Raw genomic sequence first — 18,849 nt, 5'->3', positions numbered from 1 at the left:
CTGGAAATAATAGAAAGACTCTACACTGCATACAACTTAAAATTTGAATGGAGAATCACGAATGAAGGCATTCGATACTTGGTTAAAAGGGCAAGTGATTAAAGACCATGTCACTAACCCGAATATCGAGGTGGGAGATTACAGTTATTACTCGGGGTTTTATCACGGTAAAACATTTGAAGATCAATCAGTTCGTTATTTGATGGGCGACAGCGTTACCCAACAAGAGTGGCAAGATGGTGCTTATGGCGAAGTGGACAAACTGCTCATTGGCAAGTTCTGTTCAATCGCTTCTGGCGCTACCTTTATGATGGCTGGCAATCAAGGCCACCGTGTAGATTGGATTTCTACCTTTCCATTTTCTCCAGAAGAGTTTGGAGAAGATGTACAAAGCGGCTTTGAGCGCGCAGGTAATACCGTAGTAGGGAATGACGTATGGATTGGCAGCGAAGCGATGATCATGCCGGGCGTGAAGATTGGAGATGGTGCCGTGATTGGTGCGCGATCGGTCATCACTAAAGATGTTCCGCCCTACTCGATTGTTGTTGGTCACAATCATATTGTTCGCCAACGTTTCGATGACGAGTGTATCGCTATGCTGTTAGAGGTCAGGTGGTGGGATTGGCCCATTAACCAGATTAAACAAGCAATGAAGATCATGTGCAGCAGTGATATACGTGCACTTGGTACTTACTACCACGAACACATTGCCTAACGTTTAAAAACAAAAGCCGGTGTACCTCTCAATACACGGGCTTTTCAATTCTTTCAATTAAAGAGTTAGATCGCGACGACGTCTTCTTCCTCTAAATTCGCCGCCACTTTGATTTCGTATTGGTTAAAGCTAAACACACAGCCACCATGAGTACGTTTGGTTGTCACTTGTTCGTCCCCAAACTGCACTGTAACGCGAGTAAATACGCGATCTTTGGCTTCGACGATATTCTCTTCCAACGAGACCTCAAACTCGTGCTCAGTCTGTTCTAGCTTCTGTTTAACCTCTTCAAGACGAGCATTGTTTTGCGCTTTCATTACTTCGATTTGAGCTTGCTCTTCATCGGTACGCTCTGCTTTGGGGCGCTTCTTAAATTCAAGTTCCTTCCGAATTACATCCATCGTACCTTCTTGGGCCGATTTGTATTCTTCTTTTAAGCTGGCAATGCGTTCTCTGTATAAGGCGTAACGGGCAAACGCCTCGACTTTCGTTGCAGTATCGCCTTCTACCCCAAGTTGCGAACAAACTACCTTACTTCCTACTTTCGCATCACCACCACTTAAAGTGCCGTTTTTACCGCTAGCATCGAGTACCGTCAGGTTGCGTCCACACTCAATGTCGTTATTCATGCTGTGTACAGCCAGCTCTATATCCTCTCCTGACTGCAATTCACAATACTGGGCGTAACTGGCACGAATCGATGTTTTGGTTCGAACGTGGCAGCTTTTCGGCTGACCATCACTCACGGTGTGGCCAATAATGCCTTTCGCGACCTGAATGTCGCCCTCAGCTTGAACGTCCGCGGATTCAATAAACCCGCCAACGGTAATAGAGCCGGTCGCTTTTACGATCATACCTGATTCAATGTTACCGCCGATGATGACATTGCCTTTAAACTTCACATGTCCTGTGTTCACACCCACACTGTTTAAACACAGAGCGCTATCGACTTCGATTGTTTTATCTTTGATGAGTGGCGTACCAGATACAGAAGCGAGCAGAAGGTTAGGGTCGGCTTTGCTGATTTCTGTCCCCTTACCCGGTTTTATAGGACTGTCTTTACCGGCTTGAGGAGGAATCACTCGCCCTTGGACAGTAAAACCTGGAACGCCCTTGGTAGCAGGTGTTCGACGCATGACCTCATCACCCACGTCCACGGCAATGGTTTCACCTAAGTTTCGTAAATCAATTTTGTCGCTAGTGGTTTGGCCTTCTTTCGGTTTGAGGATACGTTTGGTGATGTCTTTAACGAGAGGCGTAAAGATGGCGTCTTTACCTTTGACTGGTTGTTTACCAACGGCGACTGGTTGAGTGAAGGTTTCTCCGGGTTTGAGTTGATTGCTGACGACCATGATTTTTTTAAGCGCCAACTTATTGATGCCTTTCGATACTCTCGCATGAGCAAGTGCTTGAACGATTTCAGGGCCACGCAAACCACGGCCACCATAAGCACCTACAATCTTCATGCTCGCGAGCATGTCGTTGTTCGACAGTTCAACTTCTACCAGAGCATTCTTAATCTGCGCAACGACAATACCTTCGTATGCCTCTGATTTACGCTCACGAGTACAGTTAATGAATCGAACCACTTCAGCTTCATCAACAAATGTCTGACAGGCATTCATTGCTTGAAGCTGCTCAGGTAACTCCTTCTGATTTAGCTCACCTCCGAGTTCAATATCTCCCGGTAGGCGAGCTAAAATCCTCGTTTTGTCTTCCGACCATTCAAGGCATATCTTCCACATAACCAATCCATCTACTACCCATCACCCAATTCAGTCTAACCAAATTCATTTTCTGAACAAACCTCTCACTTCTCAGAATCAGGCTCACATCACTAAAGGAAGCCCCGCTTTTTCTAAGGTTGAGGTAGACAGACACAGAATTTCTAAATCACGTTAGGATTCATTTTTGGGCGGAACTGTCCCTGCATAACCAAAGCATCACGATCTTTATTCGAATATATGGGAAAGCCTCCTCAATGAACAATCTAACTTTAATAACAATTTATTATTTAGCTCACTTTACACATAGGTTACTACACACGACTTGCGTTTACAGTGTAAATTGAGATTGGCTTTACATCTCAACCGAAAACCTTGGTTAAGGTGGCAAACAAAAAAGAGAGGATTTACAGTGTAAACCCTCCCCTCTTCTTAACAACTTTACAGTGTAAATTGCTTGCTCTGTTTACAATGTAAATTTAGCGAACAAAACTTGTAGCTCGTTTCTTATCTGCGCTTCAACTTGCTTACGCCCCGGTAAGCCGTATTGCTTAGCGCACTCACTCCAGTCTTTGTTTAAGAATAATTTGCTAATCATCAAATCAGACACATCAGCCAAACCACATCGTAGTAACCATTGCTGAATCCAAACAGAGACAGATTCAAAGTTGTTTCCACCTTGAGCGTAACACTCGACTAAAGTGCGTTTCGTCAAATGGGGTTGGCAAGTGGATACAGAGCCTGGCAGCAGTGCTCGAATCAAACTTGGTTCCAACTTAGGATACGTAGACGCCGCACTCAATGGCAACAGTTCTTCGAATAACGACTTAGCTTCGTAAATCCAAGCTTGTTGTGGGCCACACTGACGAACCATTAACAACGAGTAACACCCACTAGCTGCATCTCGCATACTTCCAAGACGAATGGATTCGAAACCAGAACGTTGCCAGAACGCAATCAGTTCTTCTGTCGCACCAAAGCTGGTGGACAAATAAGAGATATGAGGCGGGATAGTTTGTTCCAACTGCTTTAGCATTTGTTGGCCAATGCCTTGCCCTTGCAAGTCTGGATGAACCGCAATTCGCATGACTCTCAAAGTAGAAAGCGCACCCACTTCAGAATAACCAAGTTGATTGATGATAGTCACTGGCGCCAGATGCCCTTTCGGACGACGTTTCCCAATCTGAATATCTTTAACGAGATTCGAATCGAGGTTACCCTCCTCCACCGTTAACATCACCCCGACGACTTCATTCTTATTCTGAGCTACGTAGATCTGGCAATGTTCATCTTGCAGAAGATGCAGCAAATCATTTGGCGAGGTTTGATAATGCGCATTCACGAGTAACGCGAAGCACGTTTTCAATACGGAAAGATTAGAAATCAACTCTGATTTACGGAGGTTGATTAATGAAATATCGCCAAGCTCGACAGGCTGACTCGGTGTAAGTTCTGAATCCAGTAAAAATGCTTGGTACAACCAAGATTCCAAGTTGTCATTTACTGCCCATCGAATAGGTTGTTGAAGATGGCAAAGCTTCATTCCGGGTCTTTGCTTTTGTAGCCAATCAACAAACTTAAGCGTAAAGCCACGACCACAACCTTCATAGCCATGAATGGTGGTTGAGAAAACGAGACGATGATATTGCTCAGTAATCTGCTTAAGCATAGGAACTGGGACCGCTGCGGCTTCGTCAACCAACAATAAATCGCACTCAGGTAAAGTAGAGAGTAATTCATCCGGTGCTATAAACTGAATATAACCCTTCCCAACTTCCAATCTATCTTTCTTAACTCGTTGCGCGGTTGATAGCATTCTCAGCGCATGCTGATAAACAGGTTCAACCGCTTTGATGCTTGGCGCTGTGACGAGAATTCGTAATGACTTTTGCGATAGAAGCTGCGCGCATGCAATGCCTAACGCACTGGTTTTTCCTCGACCACGATCGGCGGTTAATACTAAAGGACGTTTACGATGCCCTGTCACCACTTTTTCGATAAAAGAAACCGCTTCAGTTTGCTCGCTATACTGATGCGCTTTTTCCGCTTGGATGAAATCTGGCAATGGAGGTAATGGCAAATTCTCCTCAATCACGGTGAGTTGTTGCCATTGCGTTTGCAACCACAATTCGGCTTCATCCGCATCTTGTTTTTTATTGGCAACCACAATCAATAATCCACCGCCGACGAGCGCGCCAAGAGCCGAAGTAAAACTGTTGGCGTCAAACTCTTTTCTCGCGTCAAACAGAAGCACGTCACACTCACGGCCGAGCAACATATTGCCTTGTTTTGCATTTACGCAGTGGGTATTTTCTAGTTGCCAATCCCCTACACAGAACCAAGTTTGATTGTGTTGCTTCTGATGGAAGTCGGTAATCAAGGCGTTTTGCCAATCGGCATCACCATAAATCACCACGCCATTGCGTTGAAAGGCTTTGGAAGATTGGAGCTGAAGCTGAGAAAGGAATTCAGATTGTGCGAGCATTACGTATATCCGAGCATTAAACTGACGCCATGTTATCACATCTCGATTCATGGAGACTTTGCCAAATTGCAAACATAAAAAAACCGCCCGAAGGCGGTTACAAACAAGAAGCGTTTTACTTCATTTTACTCTCAACGAAAGCAAGAATTTCTTCCATCAAGCTATCGTCAACTTTCTTCAAGTTAAGAGCAAGGTTGTTACCTTTACGGCTGTAGCTTGCACGACCTTTAACTAAATCGACTTTTTCTGCTTTCTTAGCTGGCTTCGCAGGCGCTAATTCTGCAATCCAGCTTTCGATGCTTTCTGTGACTTCTTTAGTAAGACGAGCCACACCTTGAGCTGTACTGCGCTGCCACAAATAACCTTCCGACGTACGACACTTATCCAACAAGTTTTGTTGTTGTTCGCCGTTCAACGTCGAGAACTGCTTATGCAGCTTAACAATCGTTGGACGACCTAAATCACCAACATTCGGATAAGCTTGCAGAAGTTCAAGTGGAAGTGCAGCGGCTTTTAATGCACCACTCACCAATGCTTCACTGCACTGGAAAATTTTCGCTAATGCTTTTTGGTCTTCCGCTTCGCCACTTTCAAGCTTCGCCTGCATCTCTTTACCTTTTTCGTATAGAGACAGCGGCTTGTGCGCGTTTGCAACATCAGAAAGGAATTTCGCGTGGTCCGTGTTGATGCCGTCACCAACGTAAACCAAGAAATCCTGCCCCGCTAAGATACAAGACATACGACGACGGCTACCGTCTAATACTTCAATCTTGCCATCTTCAGTGCGACGACCAACCGCTGGATATTGTTGACCACGTTCTTTCAACGTCACCAACACATCCGATAAAGCGTGTTCGTTTAGGAAAGATTGCTCGCGAGCGTTCTCTGCAAATACGCTTGTGTCAGTCGCCACTTTATCCGCAGGAATGCGCACCAATTCAAATTGAACAGTATTCTCACCTGCGACAGCAAGTTCGATAGTTTGTGCTTTGTCTTTTGCCGCCGTTTGCGCTTCTTGAGGTGTCGCAACACGACGCTTATTGGTTTTACCAAATAATTTCGCGTTTAATTCAGACGTTTTCAATGCCATTTATCCATTACCCCTGATTCAATGACGGCCAGTTAGAGTGCAGTACGCGCTCTAGTTCTAGTGCACTCTTATGTACCGCATCTTGTGCAGTAGCGAGCGTTTTCTTACCACCTTCGAAGTCGCCAACGGTCAAATCAAACACAGTGCTGTAGGTGTCAGCACAGGTTTCGAATGCACGGCTACGAGGAATAGTGGCCATCATAACTTGGTCACCTAGAAGATAGTTCATTTCAGTTAGAACAGAAACTTGCTTCTTGTTGTCGTCTTCGAACATGGTTGGCATCAGACGAACAAACTCAAGACCGTTCCAGTCTTCCGGAAACATCTCGTACACAGTTGGTAGATGTTGGAAGAAGTTTACTGTCGAAGCCCAGTCAAGACGTTTAGCCGCACAAGGGATCAGCAACGCATTCGACGCGTACATTGCGTTCCATACAAGTGGGTCTACGTGTGGGCCGGTATCAATCATAATCACGTCGAAATCATTCGCGATCTTATCAATCAACTGCTCTTTCAACAGACGAACGATGTCTAGCGATGGGTCTTCAGATAGTGTTTGCCATGCTTCGGCGTTAAACATTGCATCTTCTGGGAATGCTGAAATCGACTTCAAGTTCGGGTATTGCGTCGGTAGCAGTACGTTCTTATGTAGGAATTCTCGATCGATTTCCACACCATCAGGTACGTTACCCAGCATGATATCAACCGCAGAGTAAATGTTGTCATGTTCTGCCACACTGATTTGTGGATTTAAGAACAAACGTAATGAGCCTTGAGGGTCAAGGTCAATCAGACAAATGCGGTAACGATTATCTAAGTTTAGTGCTAGGCATGCAGCCAAATGAACCGCAGTCATTGATTTACCCGTACCACCCTTTTGGTTCTGTACGTTGATAATCCACGGTTTATTTTCTGAATTCTTTTTACGCTCATGGAATTTTGGCACTTCTGCCGCGTCCATTAGCATGTGCGCTTCATCTAAAGTGATTGAATAATGGTTAGCATTATTCTTAGTAAATTGATGGCCTTCTGCCTCCATTTTACCAATAGCTTCATCCAGCTTACGACGAGTTAAACCAGAGCGGGTTTCCATCATCGCTTTAGACATTGGTGGGAAGTAATTGTCACTTCGCTCTTCCAAAACAATCTCAATACGGTCAGCTTGAACCTGCTGCGTCAGTTCCGCTAACTCCTGGAGATTTTCAATCGTTTTTTCTCTTTTCATGCCAAATTCCGTTGGAAGGATATCTGATTTTAATTGTACAGCACTAGCATTCTAAAACAACAAAAAGGTGAACAAACATTTTGAATAACCATCACATAAAAAACACTCACAAACGCCACTTTTATGATTCTCCCATTAAAACATCACAAAATTTAATCAAATACTTGCCAATAAAGAGATGCAAACTCGATGAAATTAAAAATGTTACATCGTCACGTATTTACAATGTAAATCTAGCATTTATCTCGGAACGATTATAAAACAGCACTAAATTACGGGCAGTGTGAGATCAATCAGGTATTCGAGTGTTTATTTCGCTTTAAGTCAAAAGAGTTCTTCCCAACTAACCCTTGATCATGCGTCCAGTGTTATTTTTTATAGGGAATGAGGTTTCTACTGGAAGAATGATCAAGGACTGTACATGATCATTCTTCCGAGGTAAGCATCAAAACTGAAAGCATGATCAAGGAAACCATGCTTCTATTTACATATCGGGTTAATTTTTCAATCAGATCAATTTATCGGAAAAATGATCAAGAACGTTTTTAACACGGAAGCATGTATTTTTCCCTCTAATTTACGGATGAATGCAGATAGACCGGGGGATAGCGAGAAAACAAGAACAAAAAACACGGAACGATGAAACAGAGCACAATACAAATGTAATCTAGGTAATCATGATCATGCTTCCGTCTATTTCTCCGCAAGTCTTTTCGTGTGTCAGCATTCAAACAAAATGACCGAGTTTTCACCAATTGAATAAATTCCGTCCGATATTGAGAACAGAACGATGAAAAAGCTCCCTCTTGATCATCGATCCGGAGTTAAAATAAAGACAAACAAGTAATAACTCACGCAGAGTCGTCCAAGGTTACTTCAGGGTTCTGTGGATAAGTTGTATAAACATCATGATCATCGTTTCATGACTATTTTGATCATCTTTTCAGGAACTTAATGATCATGTTTACGGAGAGTTATGATCATGCTTTCTGACTTTCGATGATCATAGTTTCGATAGTCACATGATCATAGTTCCGAAGTGGACATTAAAAATACTCCTATTAAACAGAAACTTACGTCGCTAAAAATGTCCAGATCATTAGATCATATAATCAATTAAGATCAGATTAATCAAAAAGATCAGTTATTTAAAAAACAAAGATTTTTTCTTTATTTATGATCTGTTTTTCTTTATTCTTCGGAACCATAGCGAAACTACGGCTAGTGTGATCTGGATCTAAAATGACGGCTGATGAAAAAATTCTGATTAAAGCGCCAAGAAGCCATAAGGATGGACACCTTTTTGAGGTACACGAATCTTCTGCAGATTGGGTAGAACAATACCAACATTTCAAAGGGGTAACCAAAAGCATCTTAGAGCTGCTTAATCTCATTTCACTACGTGGATTCAGTAGCAAAGATGGACTGGTCTCAACAACAGAAATTGTCGAAGCAACTGATGGTCAACTGACACGAGCCGCATTACAGCAACGTTTACGAGCTGCGGTAAATATTGGTTTATTTACGCAAACACCTGTACGCTTTGAAGAAGGCCTTGCTGGTAAAACCATGCTGCATAAGTTCGTCAACCCGAGTCAGCTGATTTCAGCTTTAGGTGCCACCAGTCTAGTGACAGAAAAAGTCCGTCAAAGTGAGAAGCAAAAGCGTTCCAAAGCGTTAGCACAAACACAAGTGAACAAACGCCTGCTCAATGAGCACGGTCTCAACACGCCCCCAATGATGAAAGATGAAGCGGATCAATTTATCGTTTCACCAACCAATTGGGCGGGGATTATTGACCAAGCACTGGCGCCACCTCGCACTCGCAAAAGCTACCAAAAATCTATGGTGTCGATCTCTGGCACCAAAGCCGTGATTGAAACGCGATCTTCCAAAAACATCATGACGGTTGATGATCTGATGACCCTGTTTGCGTTGTTTACGCTCACTGTACAATACCATGATCATCACAAAGATCAGTACCATATGGATGCGGCGCATGTACCGAACAAAACGCCATTATACATCACGGATATCCTGTCCTTACGTGGCAAGAAAGACAGTGGACCTGCTCGTGATTCTATTCGTGACAGTATTGATCGTATCGAATTTACCGATTTCCAATTGCATGAGCTGACAGGCCGTTGGTTGAGTGAAAACATGCCAGAAGGTTTTAAGAGTGATCGTTTCAGATTTATTGCTCGGACCATCACCGCGTCGGAAGAAGCGCCCACCGAAGGACTGGATGGCGAGATCCGCATCAAACCAAATCTTTACATTTTGGTGTGGGAGCCTTCGTTCTACGAAGAGCTGCTAACCCGCGATTACTTCTTCCTGTTCCCGCCAGAAACTCTGAAGCAACATACTTTGGTGTTTCAGATGTACTCGTTCTTCCGTACCCGTATGGTGCGTAAACACACTGATTGCATGTTGCTGAGTGAGCTGAACCAAAAACTCGCGCGCAACATTGAATGGCGTCGATTCTCGATGGATCTGATCCGTGAGTTAAAACGCTTGTCAGATGGCAAAGGGACCGACGATCTTTTTGTGGTCAACCTTTGGGGGTACCACCTAACGATCGAAACGATGATCGAGAACGGCAAGGTGATAGATTACCAAATTGACATCAAATGTGATGTGGAAGAGGTGTTGCGCTACTCTCGAGCTCGTACAACCAACGCTGGTAAGCGCAACATGGCACCTACGCTGCCAAACCCACTTCGCAATGAGATGGTGACAAGGCAGCAGCTAGACGAGCTCTCAGGCATCATAGACGGCGAATTTGAGCCTATTCAGCGTAAAGCGCCATCCCCTCGCGGTAATTTAGGTCGCCGAGTGAAGCAGAAAAAGCACTTGGTTGAGATCAACGCTGACGAGATCACCATTACTCTATCCAAATATACCTCTCCAGAGGCTCTAGAACGCAGTATAACGGCTTTATCGGCAATGACAGGGCACTCGTATGCCTCAATCAAAGAAGAGTGTTCTGACTTCATTGAAAAGCTTGATTGGCTAAGAGTCGGAGATGCGCCACTGTCATACGAGACATTAAGCAAGACGGTGGAGCTGTTTAACAACCAAAATGATGTAAAACATTTGACCATTGAACGTTTGATTGCTGGTTTGGCTGTTCGTCGAAAGGTATGTCGTCAGATTTTTGATGGACACATGGACGAGATGGTATTCAGAGCACTTGATGAAATGGCTATTTAACATGTATATGGTCGATGCTTTTCAAGCAATAAGCATGACCAATTGATTCAGAATGTAACAATGAATTGCACTGATGGAAATCAGACTTAACTCTTACAAATCACTGACATTGATGATCGGATGGCGGACTAAGATTTATCCCGAATAGACAACCTTTTGTCCTTTCTGATGATTAATAGATTGGCTCATATTGTTACATTCATTCTGAATAGACTTCGCGAGTTTCTCCTCAAGAAACTCGCTTTTTTTTATCTAAAATTCCTCTCAAAACCTAATTTGTAGTCATCAACTCCTTGATCATTCTTCCGAATTAATGACGTAAGCCTTGATCATGTTTCCTTGATTCATTCCAATTCAACGATCGCATTAACGCTACATGCAACTCTATCAAGCTGTTCGCTTGTTGTTGCCACTCGCTTTGATCTTGCTGTTGATTGCAAAATTCCAACGCTAATACCGTTAAATGTTGTAAGCGTTTTAAGCTCCAATCTTTAATCAGAATGTCTGTCATTGGTTGACATGCAGCTTGTTCGAGCTTGGCACACGTGTATTGTAAGATCTGATAGGCTTTTTGATGGTTTTGATACCTGGCATATTGAAATACTCTTAAGCAGCCATCGAGCCAACAAGCGATAGCTTTGCTCTGCTCGTCAGTCAATTCAGGACCAAATACCGATTCCGGTGCCTGATATAAGATCGCTTCCAATCTTTCAACTTGATCATGCTTCCGGTTTTCGTACCAATCCGAAATAAGATCTTGCCAAGTATTCAAGTCCATTAAGCTGCCTTAGTCCGTTGTTTTACAAAGTGGTTTGGTCCAATTTGATCAAAGTCTTCTACCACAATACTGCTGCGGTTTCGGATCTCATCTGCATCTACTGAATAGTTTGGTTCACTTTCCACGAGGTTGCCAAATGGCAGATCAGGATCTGGTACCGCAGAGATCAATAGCTTAGTGTATGGATGCTGCGGATTTTTCAAGATCGCTTGTGTGTCACCCCATTCAACGATCTGACCCTTATACATCACGGCGGTTTCTTCGGCGATGTAATGGGCGGTTGCCAGATCGTGGGTGATGTACAAGAAACCGATGCCCAAGTCTTGTTTCATGCGCTGCATCAGGTTTAACACGCCCAGACGAATTGAAACGTCCAACATTGATGTTGGTTCATCGGCAAGAATGATTTGGGAGCCTACTGCCAATGCGCGCGCCAAGTTAACGCGCTGACGTTGTCCACCACTCAGTTCATGTGGGAACTTATTTAATGTTTCTTCTGGTAGTTCCACGAGCTCCAAGAGTTCGAGCAGTTTGTTCGGGATCTCTTTGTCGTTTTTAACTTGCTTATGAATCTTAAGCGGGCGAGTCAGGTGATGACGAATCGTGTGGGTTGGGTTCAAAGAGCCAAATGGGTCCTGGAACACCATTTGTACCTTACTGCGATAGTCCTGAATTTCTGCGCGAGCGGTAATATCGTTGATGTTTTTTCCATTAAAAAGGATTTCACCATCGCTGGCCGGATACACCTTGGTAATTAATCGTGCGCAGGTACTCTTGCCGCAACCAGATTCGCCTACCAGCGCGAGAGTTTTGCCTGCATAAAGGTCAAAGCTCACACCTTGAAGCGCACGGAAGGTTTCTTCTTTCGCGAAACCACCACCGACTTTAAATTCTTTGATCACGTTTTTCATTTGGATGATTGGTTCGCTCATGATAACGCTCCTTCAGTGGCCGACTCTTTATGCACGTCGTGGATATTCGGGAATGAAGCCCATAGTTTTTGAGTGTAAGAATGCTGAGGGTTATTGCGAATTTCGTATGAACTGTTTACTTCGACAATCTTACCGTGACGCATGATGGCTATGCGGTCGCACAACTGGCTCATGAGTGCCAAATCGTGAGTGATAAACAGCACAGAGAAACCGAACTCATCACGCAGTTGATAGATTTGCTGCAAGATTTCACGCTGTACCACGACATCAAGCGCTGTGGTTGGCTCATCCATGATGATCATCTTTGGGTTGAGAGAAAGGGCGATGGCAATCACCAAACGTTGGCGCATGCCTCCGGAGAACTGGTGTGGGTACTCGCCAAGTCGATCGCGGGGAATGTTGACCAAGTCGAGCAACTTTTCTGCGCGGTCCTTGGCTTGTTCATTGGTCATGCCTTTGTGATGGCGCAGTACGTCGGCAAATTGCTCCTGAATGGTTAATACTGGATTGAGGGAGTTCATGGCACTTTGGAACACCATCGCAATCTCGCTCCAACGCAGTGTGTTTAACTCACTGTCGGATAGACTCAGAATATCTTTGCCTTCAAATAGAATTTGGCCTCCTGAGATAAACGCTGGCGGCTTGTGTAAACGGTTGATAGAAAAAGCAATGGTACTTTTACCACAGCCAGACTCACCAGCGAGGCCAAATATCTCGCCTTTGCCAATATCGAAGCTTACCGATTTCACTGCGTTAAAGTCGCCGTGATCGGTGATGTAGTCCACACATAAGTCTCGGATCTGGATGACCGGATCAGAGTGGTATGCCTGAATCAGGTTTATGTCACTCATAAAAATACCTTACCAATACAAAAGATAATTATTATCATTATCAGGTGTGTGAGTTTTACGAAAGACAGAACCGTCTAATAAGTGAAGTGACTCGAAAGTTGAGTGTAATAAAAAGAATTTTTTCGGTTATAGAAGTGTGAAGAATCACGGGAAAAATGAGAGCTGGATCAGCTAACTTTTCGTAGGGGGAATTCTTCAAATTTAATCGCTAAAACTGTGGTTTGCAAAAGTTAAATGATGATTCTATTAACGAGTTGATGAAAGGTCGGGAGGGGTCACATTTCCCCACTGTTTTTCTTACCTCTGCATTGGGGGTTTGCTATAGATTACCCATCGAAAACATGGTGTGTTCGGAGGAAATATGTCCATTAATTCTATCGACCATGAAGAGATGAGCAACATCGCTCACAAATGGGAACTCCCAGAAGAAGAATCCGTTGTGAGACCTGAGAAAATCGTGAAGTCAGCAGAAGCAAGAAGACGCATTGAAGCACTTCGTGAAATCCGTGAAAGCGGTTTGAGCATCGAAGAAGCAAGGGAACTTGGCTTGATTCACTAATTCTCGCACTACGGTAATACCAATCATGGGGTAGTCATAAGACTGCCCTTTTCATTTTTGTTTTACAACCAATTGTTTGACTTTCTCCTACAGCGTTACTAAAGATTATATCAATAGCAATATGCTTTTTGTTGACTATTAAAACAGCAACGTCAGGAGTACGATTATGGTTGATCAGATCCTTTTCTATGAGCCCGATGAATCTCACGGCTTTCTTTCTAATTTCTGTCATGCTCCGATTCAAGTCTCAGCTCAATCTTGGCCCACCAGCGAACACTACTACCAAGCCCAAAAGTTCAACGACCTCAAACTACAAAGTAAAATCCAATCAGCGAAGACGCCAGATGAAGCTTTCGCCCTCAGTCGTCAATATCAGCACTTCGTGCGTGAAGACTGGGATGACGACAAACTCTCTGTGATGGCGTTTGTTGTGCGTGAGAAGTTTTTGCAAAACCCCCAATTAGCCAAGCAACTGATGAAAACGGGTAATGCCTGTCTAACAGAGCACTCACACAAAGATGGTTTTTGGGGAGATGGGGGAGATGGCTCTGGTCAAAATCATTTAGGGGAGATTCTGATGAACGTGCGTGCTGAATTAAAACATATCGAGCCCAGCAGCTTGGTGAGATTTATTGATAAAGCCAAGCTGCCAACCCAATGGGGCACGTTTATCATGCATGGTTTTATCGAGAACGCGACGGGAAAAGAGCATCTGGCTTTGGTGTATGGTGACCCTGCAAACAGTAAAGCGCCGCTGATTCGTCTGCATTCAGAATGTTTAACCGGTGATGCCTTGTTTAGTACTCGTTGTGATTGTGGTTTCCAGCTTAACCGTGCATTACAAAATATTGTCGAAGAAGGTTGTGGCGTGCTGCTCTATTTGCGCCAAGAGGGCAGGGGAATTGGCTTAATCAATAAGATTCGTGCGTATCACTTACAAGATGAAGGCGCAGACACTGTCGAAGCCAATGAGCGCCTGGGCTTTGCTGCTGATATGCGTGATTACGCGTTTTGTAAGGGGATGCTAGACCACCTGAATATTGATCAAGTACGTTTGATGACCAACAACCCACGCAAGCTTGCAGCACTGAAGAAGGTGGACATCAACGTGGTTGAGCGGGTGCCACTACAAGAAGGCAATAATCCAAATAACCAACACTACTTACAAACTAAAGCCAATAAGCTTGGTCACATGTTCGACCCCAAATTTGTCGAACAAGATTAGTTGCTGAAACGAGATAAAAATGAAACCGCCAGCTTCGACAAGCTGGCGGTTTTTCATGGTTGGTTAGGTATGAGCGGTTAGATGTATTTTTTGATGATGTTGTCGATTTGCCCAGAACTTTTGAGCTCCGCTAGGCGCTTATTGATGAAGCTCTGCACTTTCGGATTCATCTCCGGAGAGAAAGCCAGATAGATGGAGTAATCTGGAATGACTGAGCTGAAAGATTGAATCTGGAAGTCTCCCATTGGCAGCTCTAAACGTTTGATGTTGTACACCACACGCGACTCCATCTCGACAAAGGCGGTATCACCAGGAGTGCGTTGCAGAACGCGGTAAGCGGCGTCGTAGTCTTTCACGCGCATTTCATTGACCGTGCCGTTTTCAAAAAAGGGACTTAAGTTCGGATAATCAAAGCCAAGCAACAGTACGATAGAGCGACCTTGCATGTGCTGCATATCGCTAAATTTAAATGGCGCTTTACTGCTCGACACCAGTACGTGTTTTACAGTGTAAATAGGTTGTTCAGAGAGGTTTTCCGATTGCACCTTGCCCCAATTCGGGCTGCCATAAGTGACCCAATTCTCCTCGCCGCCTGCTTCAAGTACTGAAATCATGCGCTTAAATGGGTAAGTGTGGTATTTCACCTCATAATCGGATTCGGCAAAGATAGCGCTGACGATGTCAGTCACAATTCCGGAATGTTGTTCACCTTGTTGTTCTATTTGGAATGGTCGAGCTTGCTCTGAGATAACGTAGTAGTTCACTTCGCTCGCCATGGTGTGTGCGCTTAAGGCCATAAAACTAAAGCCTAATGTACGTAAGAGTCCTTTCATCCTAACCTCGATTATTGTCGTGACGTGACTATATTTATAGTAGCGCATGTTTAAGGGAGCGATTTCATATGGAGACAAAAGAGCGAGCTCAACGTCGGTTTAGTATCGGCAACCAGCTGATGCTGGCGATTTTTGCGTTGAGTTTAATCTTTACCGTGATCATTTCTTCCATCAGTTTGTATCGTGACTTCAACGATGATCTCGCTCGCTTGGATAAAGAACTGGAACAGGTGAAAACCAGCTACCTTTCCAGTTTTTCCGCCAGCCTGTGGGTGGAAGATAGAGAATTGCTGCACACCCAAGCTGAAGGAGCGATGCGCTTACCCTCAGTGGATTACCTAAGAATCGCGACTCCGGATGAAGTGATCTTCGAATTAGGTTCGGCCCTGACGGAAGATCGGATCGAGCGTCAATGGCCTTTGCAATACGACATGGGCACAAAAACCTTTGATCTTGCCGAAGTGACGGTGCAATCGGATCTCAGCCCGATCTATCAAGGATTATGGCAAACCTTCTTTTTTCTTGTGATCGCGGAAGCGATCAAGATCTTCTTGCTCATCATCGGCGTTCTTTGGGTGACGTTTCGTTTAATGGTCAAGCCACTTCAATTGCTCTCAGGTGCGGTGAGTGATTTCAGTGGCGGCCATGTACCGAGTAAAGTGCAGCTTCCCAAGCGTTGGTTTTTTGATGAAGTGAGTTTATTAGAACGCAAATACAACCGAAGCGTTGAGCGTGTCAGTGAGCACCAACTGGAAATCGAAGAAGCACGTGACAAAGCCGAAGTGGCAAATCGTAAGAAGAGTGAATTTCTTGCCACCATGAGCCATGAAATTCGTACGCCGATGAATGGAATCATTGGAGTGGCATCATTACTCGGTGATACTAAGTTAGATGATCAGCAGCACGAATATGTCGAGATCATCAACAGTTCATCCGGCTCACTAATGGTGATCATCGACGATATTCTTGATTTCTCCAAGATTGAAGCGGGTAAGATCGAACTCGAAGCGGCGACCTACAATCTGCTGCAGTTGCTTAATGAAGTAGGCAGCTTGCACACAGTAAAAGCGCAGCAAAAACATTTACAGTTGGTGTGCGATATTGATCCGCAACTGCCGTCTGAGGTGGAAGGGGATGTTGGCCGACTGAAGCAAGTCTTGAGTAACTTACTCAGCAATGCCGTGAAATTTACAGAACGAGGCCACGTGAAACTGATGGTTTCCCTCGTGAGCAAAGAAGATAAGCTTGCACAAGTGCACTTTCGAGTCGTGGACTCTGGGATCGGTATCGCCAAAGAAAACCAGCAAGCGGTGTTTGAGAAGTTTCAGCAAGCAGATGGGAGCACCACACGTAAATATGGCGGCACTGGATTAGGGTTAGCCATTTGTGCGAAGTTAGTTGAAGTTATGGGAGGGCAAATTCGCCTCACGAGTGAGCCCGGACTTGGCAGCTGTTTTGAGTTCACCATTCCTTTGATTGTCGTCAGTGACAAGCCTATCTCTCCGAGCACGTCCAACATTCCCAATATTCTCGATTTTCCGAATGGAGAAAGTAAAACGCAGAGCGTGCCCTCCTCACCAAGAGGTGAAAGTAAACCTTGGATATTAGTGGTCGAAGATACGGCAGTGAATCAGAAAGTTGTACGCATCATGTTGGAAAAATTGGGTATGCAAGTCAGTGTGGCTGAGCACGGTGAAGAAGCGTTAGAACTGTGCCAAGCAAACCATTTTGACCTCATTCTCATGGACTGTCAGATGCCCGTTATGGATGGCTTTATTGCCACAGAAAATATTAGACAGATGAGCGAGTGGGGCAAACAAGTGCCAATCATTGCTCTGAGTGCGAATGTTATCAAAGAAGACCAAAAACGTTGTTTTGATGTCGGAATGAATGAATTTGTCTCTAAGCCTGTGACGAAGGAGCGGTTGCAGCAAATTTTTGAGCAGCACTTACCACAAGAGCTGCAAACTCGGGATAAACCTAAAGAAGCAACTTGAAATTGATCAAGATAAGCGCGTTTCTATTCTTAAATGGTAATTCTGTATGTTATAGTGCGCGGCTAGTATTTAAAGTACCTTGAGGCTGTGAATGTCGTTCAATCTATCCTTGTTGCCGCCTGACGAGAAAAATAAAATCGAACTTGATAAACAAGCGTCGTTTTTAGTTTGGAAACTCAAAGAGGCCAAATCTGGTCCTGAGGCGATAGAAGAACAATTGTCTAAGATTAACGACGCTGACGAAAAAGTGTTTTTTCAACAGGCAGTCGATAAGTACAAACGAGTAATGGGTGTCGCGTAAAGCGAATCGTGGCGGTAAATGAAATTACCGCGGCGGAAGAGGTGACCTCCCCATTCCTTTGCAGGGCGAAATGGAAAAAGTTTCGCTTTTTGCTAAAATCCTTCGCATTAAATTTGAATTTAGAGAGACATCCCGATGGGAAGAAGTTTTGAAGTGCGCAAAGCCTCTATGGCGAAAACTGCAGGCGCAAAAATTAAAGTTTATTCCAAATACGGTAAAGAAATTTACATGTGCGCGAAAAACGGTGGCGGTGATCCAGACATGAACTTGTCTTTGAAGCACCTGATCAGTAAAGCGAAAAAAGACCAAGTACCTGCACACGTTATCGATAAAGCTATCGATAAAGCGAACGGCGGTGGCGGTGAAGATTACGCACCAGCACGTTACGAAGGTTTTGGCCCTGGCGGCACAAGTGTGATTGTTGACTGTCTAACAGACAACGGTAACCGTACTTTCCAAGACGTTCGCCAATGTTTCGTTAAAACAGGCGCGAAGATCGGTGTTGAAGGTTCAGTTTCTCACATGTTCGATCACCAAGCAGTATTCCAGTTCAAAGGCGAAGATGATGAAGTCATTCTTGAAACGCTAATGATGGACGACGTTGATGTTACTGACGTTGAACTAGAAGACGGCGTGATCACTGTATTTGCTCCTCATACAGAGTTCTTCAAAACGAAAACTGCACTTAACGCAGCATTCCCAGATCTCGTGATCGACGTTGAAGAAATCACATTCGTTCCGCAAACTCACACGCCAGTAGCGGGTGAAGATGCAGAGAAATTCCAGAAGTTCCTAGACCTTCTAGATGACTGTGACGACGTTCAACAGGTATACCACAACGGCGAACTGTAATTCGATTCTCCAGTTGTAAAAAAGGCTTCCCGAGGGAAGCCTTTTTTGATCGTCGTTGTGATGTTTGTA

At 44.3% G+C, this 18,849-nt stretch carries 15 protein-coding genes; 7 read left to right on the top strand and 8 right to left on the bottom strand.

Annotation, left to right across the window (positions count from 1 at the left end):
- Nucleotides 1–61: 61 nt before the first annotated feature.
- Nucleotides 62–715 (top strand): CatB-related O-acetyltransferase, encoded by a 654-nt coding sequence (locus tag C1S74_RS17955; RefSeq protein ID WP_045396480.1) that lies wholly within the window; start codon nucleotides 62–64, stop codon nucleotides 713–715.
- 65 nt (nucleotides 716–780) lie between these two features.
- Here C1S74_RS17955 and C1S74_RS17950 read toward each other — a convergent pair whose 3' ends face one another.
- The 4 genes from C1S74_RS17950 to C1S74_RS17935 all read right to left on the bottom strand — a co-directional run bounded on the left by C1S74_RS17950 (nucleotide 781) and on the right by C1S74_RS17935 (nucleotide 7,239).
- A complete protein-coding gene (locus C1S74_RS17950; protein WP_045396478.1) occupies nucleotides 781–2,460 on the bottom strand; it encodes a DUF342 domain-containing protein in 1,680 nt (559 codons plus the stop codon).
- 445 nt (nucleotides 2,461–2,905) lie between these two features.
- Nucleotides 2,906–4,924: a tRNA(Met) cytidine acetyltransferase TmcA gene (locus C1S74_RS17945; RefSeq protein ID WP_045396476.1), complete on the bottom strand. Its 2,019-nt coding sequence runs from the start codon at nucleotides 4,922–4,924 to the stop codon at nucleotides 2,906–2,908.
- A gap of 115 nt (nucleotides 4,925–5,039) precedes the next feature.
- Entirely contained in the window at nucleotides 5,040–6,014 is a 975-nt protein-coding gene (locus C1S74_RS17940; RefSeq protein ID WP_045396473.1) for a ParB/RepB/Spo0J family partition protein, read from the bottom strand.
- 7 nt (nucleotides 6,015–6,021) lie between these two features.
- Nucleotides 6,022–7,239, bottom strand: coding sequence for an AAA family ATPase (locus C1S74_RS17935; RefSeq protein WP_045396471.1), 1,218 nt, complete (start codon nucleotides 7,237–7,239; stop codon nucleotides 6,022–6,024).
- Between the two features lie 1,242 nt (nucleotides 7,240–8,481).
- Between C1S74_RS17935 and C1S74_RS17930 the strand changes: the two genes are divergently transcribed.
- Nucleotides 8,482–10,452, top strand: a complete 1,971-nt coding sequence (locus tag C1S74_RS17930) for a replication initiator protein RctB domain-containing protein (RefSeq protein WP_045396468.1) — start codon at nucleotides 8,482–8,484, stop codon at nucleotides 10,450–10,452.
- A gap of 310 nt (nucleotides 10,453–10,762) precedes the next feature.
- On the opposite strand, the gene C1S74_RS17925 is transcribed toward C1S74_RS17930, so the two are convergent.
- The 3 genes from C1S74_RS17925 to C1S74_RS17915 are packed head-to-tail and all read right to left on the bottom strand — an operon-like array spanning nucleotide 10,763 to nucleotide 13,013.
- Nucleotides 10,763–11,230 carry a hypothetical protein gene (locus C1S74_RS17925; RefSeq protein ID WP_045396466.1) on the bottom strand — a complete coding sequence of 156 codons (468 nt, stop codon included), beginning with the start codon at nucleotides 11,228–11,230 and terminating at the stop codon, nucleotides 10,763–10,765.
- On the bottom strand, nucleotides 11,230–12,162 hold the full coding sequence (locus C1S74_RS17920; RefSeq protein ID WP_045396463.1) for an ATP-binding cassette domain-containing protein: 933 nt from the start codon (nucleotides 12,160–12,162) through the stop codon (nucleotides 11,230–11,232). Before C1S74_RS17920 ends, C1S74_RS17925 begins: the two co-directional genes overlap by 1 nt.
- A complete protein-coding gene (locus C1S74_RS17915) occupies nucleotides 12,159–13,013 on the bottom strand; it encodes an ABC transporter ATP-binding protein (protein ID WP_038869895.1) in 855 nt (284 codons plus the stop codon). The genes C1S74_RS17920 and C1S74_RS17915 overlap by 4 nt, the downstream gene beginning before the upstream one ends.
- 361 nt (nucleotides 13,014–13,374) lie before the next feature.
- On the opposite strand from C1S74_RS17915, the gene C1S74_RS17910 reads away from it, so the two are divergent.
- Both C1S74_RS17910 and ribA read left to right on the top strand, forming a co-directional pair.
- Nucleotides 13,375–13,572, top strand: coding sequence for a hypothetical protein (locus C1S74_RS17910; protein WP_038869893.1), 198 nt, complete (start codon nucleotides 13,375–13,377; stop codon nucleotides 13,570–13,572).
- A gap of 166 nt (nucleotides 13,573–13,738) precedes the next feature.
- Complete coding sequence (ribA, locus tag C1S74_RS17905) at nucleotides 13,739–14,797, top strand: GTP cyclohydrolase II (protein WP_082038987.1); 1,059 nt, start codon at nucleotides 13,739–13,741, stop codon at nucleotides 14,795–14,797.
- A 77-nt stretch (nucleotides 14,798–14,874) separates the two neighbouring features.
- Here the strand turns inward: ribA and C1S74_RS17900 are convergent, their stop codons facing one another.
- On the bottom strand, nucleotides 14,875–15,630 hold the full coding sequence (locus C1S74_RS17900; RefSeq protein ID WP_032802822.1) for a substrate-binding periplasmic protein: 756 nt from the start codon (nucleotides 15,628–15,630) through the stop codon (nucleotides 14,875–14,877).
- A 68-nt stretch (nucleotides 15,631–15,698) separates the two neighbouring features.
- Here C1S74_RS17900 and C1S74_RS17895 point away from each other — a divergent pair, with 68 nt between their 5' ends.
- The 3 genes from C1S74_RS17895 to C1S74_RS17885 all read left to right on the top strand — a co-directional run bounded on the left by C1S74_RS17895 (nucleotide 15,699) and on the right by C1S74_RS17885 (nucleotide 18,780).
- On the top strand, nucleotides 15,699–17,627 hold the full coding sequence (locus C1S74_RS17895; protein ID WP_045396461.1) for an ATP-binding protein: 1,929 nt from the start codon (nucleotides 15,699–15,701) through the stop codon (nucleotides 17,625–17,627).
- A gap of 91 nt (nucleotides 17,628–17,718) precedes the next feature.
- Nucleotides 17,719–17,928: a DUF3283 family protein gene (locus C1S74_RS17890; RefSeq protein WP_045385762.1), complete on the top strand. Its 210-nt coding sequence runs from the start codon at nucleotides 17,719–17,721 to the stop codon at nucleotides 17,926–17,928.
- Nucleotides 17,929–18,063: 135 nt separating this feature from the next.
- Nucleotides 18,064–18,780 (top strand): YebC/PmpR family DNA-binding transcriptional regulator, encoded by a 717-nt coding sequence (locus C1S74_RS17885; protein ID WP_045396458.1) that lies wholly within the window; start codon nucleotides 18,064–18,066, stop codon nucleotides 18,778–18,780.
- Nucleotides 18,781–18,849 lie beyond the last annotated feature (69 nt).

It is taken from the genome of Vibrio hyugaensis, assembly GCF_002906655.1.
In the GTDB taxonomy this organism is placed as follows: domain Bacteria; phylum Pseudomonadota; class Gammaproteobacteria; order Enterobacterales; family Vibrionaceae; genus Vibrio; species Vibrio hyugaensis.
The sequence above is the reverse complement of the archived record's forward strand: the minus strand, read 5'-3'. Positions and strand labels throughout refer to the sequence as shown.